General features: G+C 68.9%; 8 protein-coding genes. 3 read left to right on the top strand and 5 right to left on the bottom strand.

What is annotated here, in order from left to right; genetic code table 11:
* Positions 1–12 precede the first annotated feature (12 nt).
* The 4 genes from pstB to pstS form a co-directional block, all read right to left on the bottom strand.
* Positions 13–759: a phosphate ABC transporter ATP-binding protein PstB gene (gene pstB / locus Mterra_RS16885; RefSeq protein WP_170159714.1), complete on the bottom strand. Its 747-nt coding sequence runs from the start codon at positions 757–759 to the stop codon at positions 13–15.
* Between the two features lie 95 nt (positions 760–854).
* Complete coding sequence (pstA, locus tag Mterra_RS16890; protein ID WP_245971672.1) at positions 855–1694, bottom strand: phosphate ABC transporter permease PstA; 840 nt, start codon at positions 1692–1694, stop codon at positions 855–857.
* Positions 1691–2659 carry a phosphate ABC transporter permease subunit PstC gene (pstC, locus tag Mterra_RS16895; protein WP_051304128.1) on the bottom strand — a complete coding sequence of 323 codons (969 nt, stop codon included), beginning with the start codon at positions 2657–2659 and terminating at the stop codon, positions 1691–1693. Before pstC ends, pstA begins: the two co-directional genes overlap by 4 nt.
* Positions 2660–2777: 118 nt before the next feature.
* Entirely contained in the window at positions 2778–3824 is a 1047-nt protein-coding gene (gene pstS / locus Mterra_RS16900) for a phosphate ABC transporter substrate-binding protein PstS (RefSeq protein WP_119316220.1), read from the bottom strand.
* 588 nt (positions 3825–4412) lie between these two features.
* Between pstS and Mterra_RS16905 the strand changes: the two genes are divergently transcribed.
* Positions 4413–4811, top strand: coding sequence for a hypothetical protein (locus Mterra_RS16905; RefSeq protein ID WP_036218539.1), 399 nt, complete (start codon positions 4413–4415; stop codon positions 4809–4811).
* A 78-nt stretch (positions 4812–4889) separates the two neighbouring features.
* Here Mterra_RS16905 and Mterra_RS16910 read toward each other — a convergent pair whose 3' ends face one another.
* On the bottom strand, positions 4890–5318 hold the full coding sequence (locus Mterra_RS16910; protein WP_027892851.1) for an arsenate reductase ArsC: 429 nt from the start codon (positions 5316–5318) through the stop codon (positions 4890–4892).
* Positions 5319–5473: 155 nt separating this feature from the next.
* Between Mterra_RS16910 and Mterra_RS16915 the strand changes: the two genes are divergently transcribed.
* Both Mterra_RS16915 and Mterra_RS16920 read left to right on the top strand, forming a co-directional pair.
* On the top strand, positions 5474–5887 hold the full coding sequence (locus Mterra_RS16915; RefSeq protein WP_147372893.1) for an SHOCT domain-containing protein: 414 nt from the start codon (positions 5474–5476) through the stop codon (positions 5885–5887).
* Between the two features lie 164 nt (positions 5888–6051).
* A partial coding sequence (locus tag Mterra_RS16920) for an MDR family MFS transporter (RefSeq protein WP_119316224.1) occupies positions 6052–7635 on the top strand: 1584 nt, incomplete at its 3' end.

Consider the following 7635-nt stretch of genomic DNA (forward strand, 5'->3'; position numbering starts at 1 on the left):
CCCCACCACCCCCTACCCGAACCGCCCCGTGATGTACGCCTCCGTGCGCGGATCCTTGGGCATCGTGAACACCTGGCTGGTCGGGCCGAACTCCACGAGTTCGCCGGTGAGGAAGTAACCCGTGAAGTCGGAGACGCGGGCCGCCTGCTGCATGTTGTGGGTGACGATCACGACGGTCACGTGCTTCTTGAGCTCGCTCATCAGGTCTTCGATGGACTGGGTGGAGATGGGGTCGAGGGCGCTGGTGGGCTCGTCCATCAGCAGGACTTCGGGCTCGACGGCGAGGGCGCGGGCGATGCACAGCCGCTGCTGCTGGCCGCCCGAGAGGCTCATGCCGGGGGCGCGCAGGCGGTCTTTGACCTCGTCCCACAGGGCTGCCTGCCGCAGGGAGCGCTCTACGGCTTCGTCCAGCACGTTTTTCCGGCGCACGCCCAGCAGCTTGAGCCCGGCGATCACGTTGTCGTAGATGGTGAGGGTGGGGAAAGGGTTGGGCTTCTGGAAGACCATCCCGATGCGGCGGCGCACGTCCACCGGGTCCACGCCCGGGGCGTAGATGTCCTGGCCGTCGAGCAGGGCCTTGCCCTCGACGCGGGCGACGGGCGTGAGGTCGTGCATGCGGTTGAGGGCGCGCAGGAAGGTGGTCTTGCCGCAGCCGGAGGGGCCGATGAGCGCGGTGACGCGGTTGGCGTAGATGGGCATGCTCACGTTGCCCACCCCCACCTTTTTGCCGTAGTACACCGTGAGGCCCTGCGCCTCCATGCGGGGCTTGAGGTCGGCCTCGAGCCCGCCCGCTCGAGCCGCCTCGAGCTTGGGCGGGACCGTCAGGGGTCGTTGCTCGTTCATGGTCATCACCTTTATCGCTTGCGGGTGGCCCAGCGGGCCAGCAGGCTGGCGGCCAGCACCAGCAGCGTCAGCACCAGCGAGGCCGCCCAGGCCTGCTCCTGCCGCACCGGCGAGGGCTCGCCCGCGTACTTGTAGATCGTCAGGGCCAGGCTCTCCACCTGGTCGCCCAGGCTGAAGCTCAGGTTGAGGTTACCGCCCGCCGTGAAGTACAGCGGGGCCGCCTCCCCGGCGGCGCGGGCGAAGCCCAGCATCAGCCCGGTGATCACCCCGGGCAGCGCCGAGGGCAGCACCAGCGAGAGGATGACCCGCCAGCGGGGCAAGCCCAGCGCCAGGCCGGCCTCCCGCACGCTCCAGGGCACCAGCTTGAGCACCCCCTCGGTGGCCCGCAGCACGATGGGCACCATCACCAGCGCCAGCGCCAGCGCCCCGGCGAGGCCGGTGAAGCGGCCCATCGGGATGACGAAGAGGGTGTAGATCACCAGCCCCTTGAGCAGGGCGGGGAGGCCGTTGAGCAGGTCGGAGATGACCCGCAGGAAGGGGTTGACGGGGTGGTCGGGGTACTCCGAGAGCAGGATGCCCCCCGCCAGGCCCAGCAGCCCGCCGATGAGCAGGGCCAGCAGGTTCATCATCAGCGTGCCGACGATGGCGTGGGCCAGCCCGCCGCCGCCCTCGTCGAGCGGGCGGTAGGGCTCGACGAAGAAGGCCAGGTTGAGGGCCGAGAGGCCGGTGAGGAAGACCTTTCCCAGCACCAGCACCAGCGGGGCGACCACCAGCAGGCTGCCCAGGATCAGCAGCCCCAGCATGAAGCGGTCGAAGAGCTTGCGCCGCTCGAGGTTGCCGCCGGGCCTCACAGCCGTCCCTCCACGCTCATGCGCTTGACGATCCAGGCGGCCAGCAGGTTGAGCGCCCCGCTGATGAGGAAGAGGATGAAGCCCAGGGCCAGCAGGCTCGAGAGCTGCAAGCCCTGGGCCTCCCCGAACTCGTTGATGACGGCGGAGGGGATGGTGGTCGCGGGCCCGAAGAGGGTGAAGGGCAGCTTGTTGCTGTTGCCGATGACCATCACCACCGCCATGGTCTCGCCCAGGGCGCGGGTCAGGGCCAGGATCACCCCGGCCAGGATGCCCCCGCGCGCGTAGGGCAGGATGGCCAGGCGGATCACCTCCCACTTGGTCGCCCCCAGGCCGTAGGCCGCCTCGCGCTGGGCGGCGGGCACCAGGGCGATGGAGTCCTTGGCCAAGGTGGCGGCGAAGGGGATGATCATCACCGCCAGCACCAGCACCGCGCTGGTCATGCCGATGCCGATGGGGTTGCCCAGCAGGGGCAGCAGGAAGGGGGCGTAGTCGGCGGCCCAGAAGTAGACACTCTCCTGCACCGCCCGCACCGCCGGGACCAGCACGAACAGGCCCCACAGCCCGTAGATCACGCTGGGCAGGGAGGCCAGGAGCTCGAGCGCGTAGCTCAGCGCGCTGCCCAGCCAGCGGGGGGCATACTCCACCGCGAAGATCGCCACCGCCAGCGCCGGGAAAAAGGCCAGCGCCAGCGCGCCGAGGCTGGTCAGGAGGGTGCCCAGGATGAAGGGCCAGGCTCCGTAAATGTTTTGCACGGGATCCCAGGTGCTGCCCGAGAGGAAGCCCCAAAAACCAAACGCCGCCAGCGCCTCGCTCCCCGCCGACCCCAACTGCCAGCCCATGACCAGCACGATGCCGATCACCAGCAGGCACAAGACGAGGATGGCGCCGACGAACAGCCTGTCGCCCAGCGCACGGTAGAGCGGTGACTGGCTTACGTGGATGCTGCGCGTTTGGACAGGTTCCATTGCGTTCTCCGGGGAGGGGCGAGCGGGGTTCTCCGTGACCGGGCCTGCACGGCCGGGGCCATGCAGGCGACGCGGGATGGGCTCACCCCTCCGCTTTTCGAGTCTAAACTACTCCTGCTCAGAGCTTCTGGCCGTTGTAGGTGATGGTGGCGATGAGGGCCTTGGCCTGGTTGACCACCTTGGGCGAGAGGCGCACGTACTTGAGCGACTCGTTGAGCTCCTGCCCGTCGGTGATGACCCAGTTGAGGAAGTCCACGACGGCCTTGGCCTGCTCGCGGCTCTTGGCGGTGACCTCCTGCTTCTGGAAGACCAGCAGCCAGGTCATGCCCACGATGGGGTAGCCGGCGGGGTCCTTGGTGTTGACCACCTGGTTGACCAGGCGCAGGTCGTTGGGCAGGTCCACGCCCTCGGCGGCCTCCTTGGCGCTGGCCAGGCTGGGCTTGACGAAGTTGCCGGCGGCGTTCTTGACGCTGGCGATGGGGAGGTTGTTCTCGAGCGCGTAGGCCAGCTCGACGTAGCCCACCGCCCCCGGCGACTTCTGCACCAGGCCCGCCACGCCGGCGTTGCCGCGGTTGGCGAGGCTGCTGAAGGCCGGCCAGTTGACGGCGGTGCCCTGCCCCACCTTGCTCTTCCACTCGGCGGAGATGGCCGAGAGGTAGGCGGTGAAGATGTAGGTCGTGCCCGAGCCGTCCGAGCGGTGCACGGCGGAGATCACCTGGCGCGGCAGGTTGACGCCGGGGTTGAGCGCGGCGATGCGGGGGTCGTTCCAGCGCACGATCTTGCCCAGGTAGATGGCGGCGAGGGTGTCGGCGTCGAGGCGCAGCTCGTTGACGCCGGGCAGGTTGTAGGTGATGGCGACCGGCCCCAGGGCGGCGGGGATGTGCAGCACGGCGCTGCCGGTCTTGTCCTGGTACTCCTTCATCTGGGCGTCGGTGAGGGGGGCGTCCGAACCGGCGAACTGCACCACCTTGTCCAAAAGCTGGCGCTGCCCGCCCCCCGAGCCCACCGCCTGGTAGTTGATCTTGACGTTGGCGAGCTTGGAGAAGGTGGGGATGTACTTCTCGGTGTAGAGCGGGGCGGGAAAGGTGGCCCCGGCCCCGGTCAGGGTCACCTGGGCCGAGGCCAGCCCCAGCAGGGCGGCGGCGGCAACGAGTGCTCGTTTCATCGGCGTAACCTCCACGGCTCCAGACTGCTCGGCTTGTGTCAGGGAATTGTCATCAGGGGTCAGGCGGGCGGAGGGGGTTGGGGCCGTGCCGCGGCACGGGGACCGAGGCGCAGGGGCGGCCCCTCCAGCGTCCGGCTCTTCCCGGGGCGCGCTCGAGCGCCCCGGCACCTATAGCGATGGGCCACCCCCGGCAGAGCGCCATGGGGCGTTGCCCCGTTGGCCGGGTGAGGCCCGGCCCTGACCAGCGCGGCTCGAGAGGAAGGGTTTTCCCGTGCGGGAGAAGGGCTTTCTCCCGCAGGAGAGTGCTCATCCTATGCGCCGGACTTATGCTCCTGTCCGGGGGAATACCCTTCCTGCGCGTAAGAATTCTTTTCTTGTTAAGCGGAATTAGTCTCTTCCTCCTAAGAGACTTTCCCCCACGAAGGAGAAAAGGCTTCTCCGGCGCAGGAGTTTTCTTCCTGTCGAGCCTAAAGGGCCGGCAAGCCACCGGATGAGGGCGACTGGACGGGGTCCACCTTGACATTTTTGGAATCAAAGCGCAATTATGATGCCCGCCCGCACAGGGCATACCCGTGAGGGAGGTGTTGAATGGCCGGTAATCCGAAATCCGCCCTGGAGAAGATCCAGGCCGCCGAGGTCGCGTGGAGCCAGTTGGCCCCGGAGCGCAGGCTGGCCGATATGACCCTCGAAGAGTTCAGAGCCCTCATCGCCCCTTCCTTCGCAGCCCGCGAACGCATCGCCCAGCTCCAGAACGAGCTGCTCGAGGCCCAGGCCGAGCGCGACCGGGCCGACCAGGTCTCCCTCGCCGCCCGCATGCGGGTCGTGGCCGCGGTGCTGGCCGACGCCGCCCTAGGCCCGGACAGCGCCCTCTACGAGGCCATGGGCTACACCCGCAAGAGCGAGCGCCGGTCGGGCCTGACCCGCAAGTCCAAAGGCGGCACCCCGCCGGGCGAGGGGCCCAAGCCGAAGGCCGGGGCCTCGAGCTAGGAGACCGTCAGTCCCCGGCAGGGGCGCAGCACGCTGCGCCCCTACTTCTTTAACCGGGCGGGGTAGCCCACAGCGGCCTCAGGAACGGCCGGTCGGCAGAGTCGCCCACCACCCCTCGACCTTCTCCCGGATCTGGTCCCGCACCTCGCGGAATTTGGCCAGGGTCTCCGCTTCGCTGCCCTCGAAGGCCGCGGGGTCTTCGAAGGGCCAATGCAGGCGGTAGATCACTCCCGGAAAGATGGGGCAGCGCTCTTTGGCGTCGTCGCAGACGGTGATGAGGTAGGTAAAGGACTGGCCCAGGAACTCGCGCACGTCCTTGGAGGCGTGGTGGGCGATGTCGATGCCGATCTCCCGCATGACCCGCACCGCGTAAGGGTTGAGGCCTTTGGGCTCGAGCCCCGCGCTCATCACTTCGACGGCGTCGCCCGCCACTGCCCGCACGATCCCCTCGGCCATCTGGCTACGGGCCGAGTTGCCGGTGCACAGGATCAACACTCGAGGCTTCATGACCTCGAGTCTCCCCCCCTTATGTCAGCCGTTCGTCAAGCGCCGAAGCCGGTTCGTTCACACCGCGTTCACACAACCCGCCCCCGCCGTTCACAGCCCCTGCCCTACCCTTTGGCCAACGCTCGGCGAAGACCGGGCGCCAAAGGAGAATGAGGATGGAACCGATGGCAATGGGGCATTACGGGGGCTTCGGCCTGGGCTTCTTGAACTTTCTGGGCACGCTGCTGTTCTTCGTCTTCCTGTTCTGGGTCTTCCGCTTCCTGGTGTGGGGCCGCCACGGCGGGCGGGGCGACTGGGGCCGGGGCCCCTGCCGGCGCATGCGCTACGCGGGCGGGCCCTTCGGCGGCGACAGCGCCCTGGACGCGGCCCGCGAGCGCTTCGCCAAGGGCGAGATCGGGCGCGAGGAGTACGAGCGCATCAAGGCGGGCCTCGAGCGCGAGCAGGGGCACGAGGACTGGAAGCCCTTCTGGCACCGCGACAGCGCCCTCGAGGTCGCCCGCGCCCGCTTCGCCAGGGGGGAGATCACGCTCGAGGAGTTCGAGGCCATCAAGCAGGGGCTTCAGGGCTGAGGACAGCCAGGGGCGCGGGAGGCTCTCCCGCGCCCCGCCGCCTCGAGCGTGCGGCGCGACCCCTGGCCGCCGCCGGCCCGGCCCGGGAGGGGCCACCGGGTAACGTGCTGTACATTCGCGCGGGCAGGGGCGCAGTAAAACTGCCTTATTTATACGGAGGACCTATGGCAGCACCCACACCGTTCAAAACCCCCGAACTCACCCCACAAGAACGCCTGTTCACCTTGCTGGGCACCCTGCTGGGCCTGCTGCTGGCGGCCCTCGACCAGACCATCGTGGCTACGGCGGGCCCCGCCATCCAGCGCGACCTGAGCATCGAGCCCTCGCTCTACGTCTGGATCACCACCGCCTACCTCGTGACCTCCACCGTCTTCGTGCCCATCTACGGCAAGCTCTCCGACCTCTACGGGCGCAAGCCCGTGCTGATCACGGCCATCAGCATCTTCCTGCTGGGCTCGCTCTTGTGCGGGCTGGCGCAGAGCGCCGTGCAGCTCATCCTGTTCCGGGCCTTGCAGGGGTTGGGCTCGGCGGGGCTCTTCACCACCGCCTTCGCCATCATCGCCGACATCTTCCCCCCCGCGGTACGCGGGCGCTACACCGGGCTCTTCGGCGCGGTGTTCGGGCTGAGCAGCGTGGTGGGGCCGCTGGTGGGCGGCTTCCTCACCGACAACATCAGTTGGCACTGGGTCTTCTTCGTCAACCTGCCCGTCGGGGCGGTGGCGCTGGCCTTCATCGTGCTGCGGATGCCCCTGCTGCGGCTCTCCCAGCGCAGGCCGGTGATCGACTACCTGGGGGCGGCGTGGCTGCTGGTGTTCACCGTGCCGCTCTTGCTGGCGCTGTCGCTGGGCAAGACCCAGCTCAGCCCCGGCGAGACCGGCTACCTGTGGGGCTCCTGGCAGATCCTGGGGATGTTCGCGCTGGCCCTGGCCGGCCTGGCGGGCTTCCTGCTGACCGAGCGGCGGGTCAAGGAGCCCATCCTCCCCCTCTCGCTCTTCGCCAACCGCACCTTCGCGGTGGGCAACGCGGCCTCCTTCGTGCTGGGGGCGGGCTTCCTGGCGGCCATCGTGTTCCTGCCGCTGTTCATGGTGATCGTGGTGGGGCTGTCGGCGACCAACTCGGGGCTCACCGTCACGCCCCTGACCTTCGGGATCGTCTTCGGCAACGTCATCTCCGGGCAGCTCGTCTCGCGCTTCGGGCGCTACAAGCCGCTGATGCTCGCGGGCATCGTGGTCCTGGCGGCCGCCTTCATCATCATGGGCTTCACCCTCACGCCCCAGTCCACCCAGGCCGAGGTCACGCTCAAGATGATCCTGATGGGCCTGGGGCTGGGCCCGGCCATCCCGCTGTACACGCTGGCCGTGCAGAACGCGGTCCCGCCGCAGATGACCGGCGTCGCCAGCAGCTCGGCGCTGTTCTTCCGCTCGATGGGCTCGACCATCGGGGTCGCGGTGCTGGGCAGCATCTTCGCCAACACCTTCAGCGCCGAGCTCACCCCGCGCGTCCAGGCCGCCACCGCCGACCTCCCCCCCGCCCTGCGCGCGCAGTTGCAGTTCTCGGGCAACACGGCAGGGGGCGAGGCCGGGGCGCAGCTCTCCTTCGACGCCGAGAAGGTCAAGGCCCAGATCGCCCGGCGCTTCGAGGAGCAGGAACGCGCCCTGAGGGCGGCGCTCGAGGCCGGCGACCCCCAGGCCGTGCAAAAGCTCCTGGCCGACCCCAACACCCCCGAGGGGTTGCGGCGGGTGCTGGGG

Source organism: Calidithermus terrae (assembly GCF_003574345.1).
Classification (GTDB): domain Bacteria; phylum Deinococcota; class Deinococci; order Deinococcales; family Thermaceae; genus Calidithermus; species Calidithermus chliarophilus.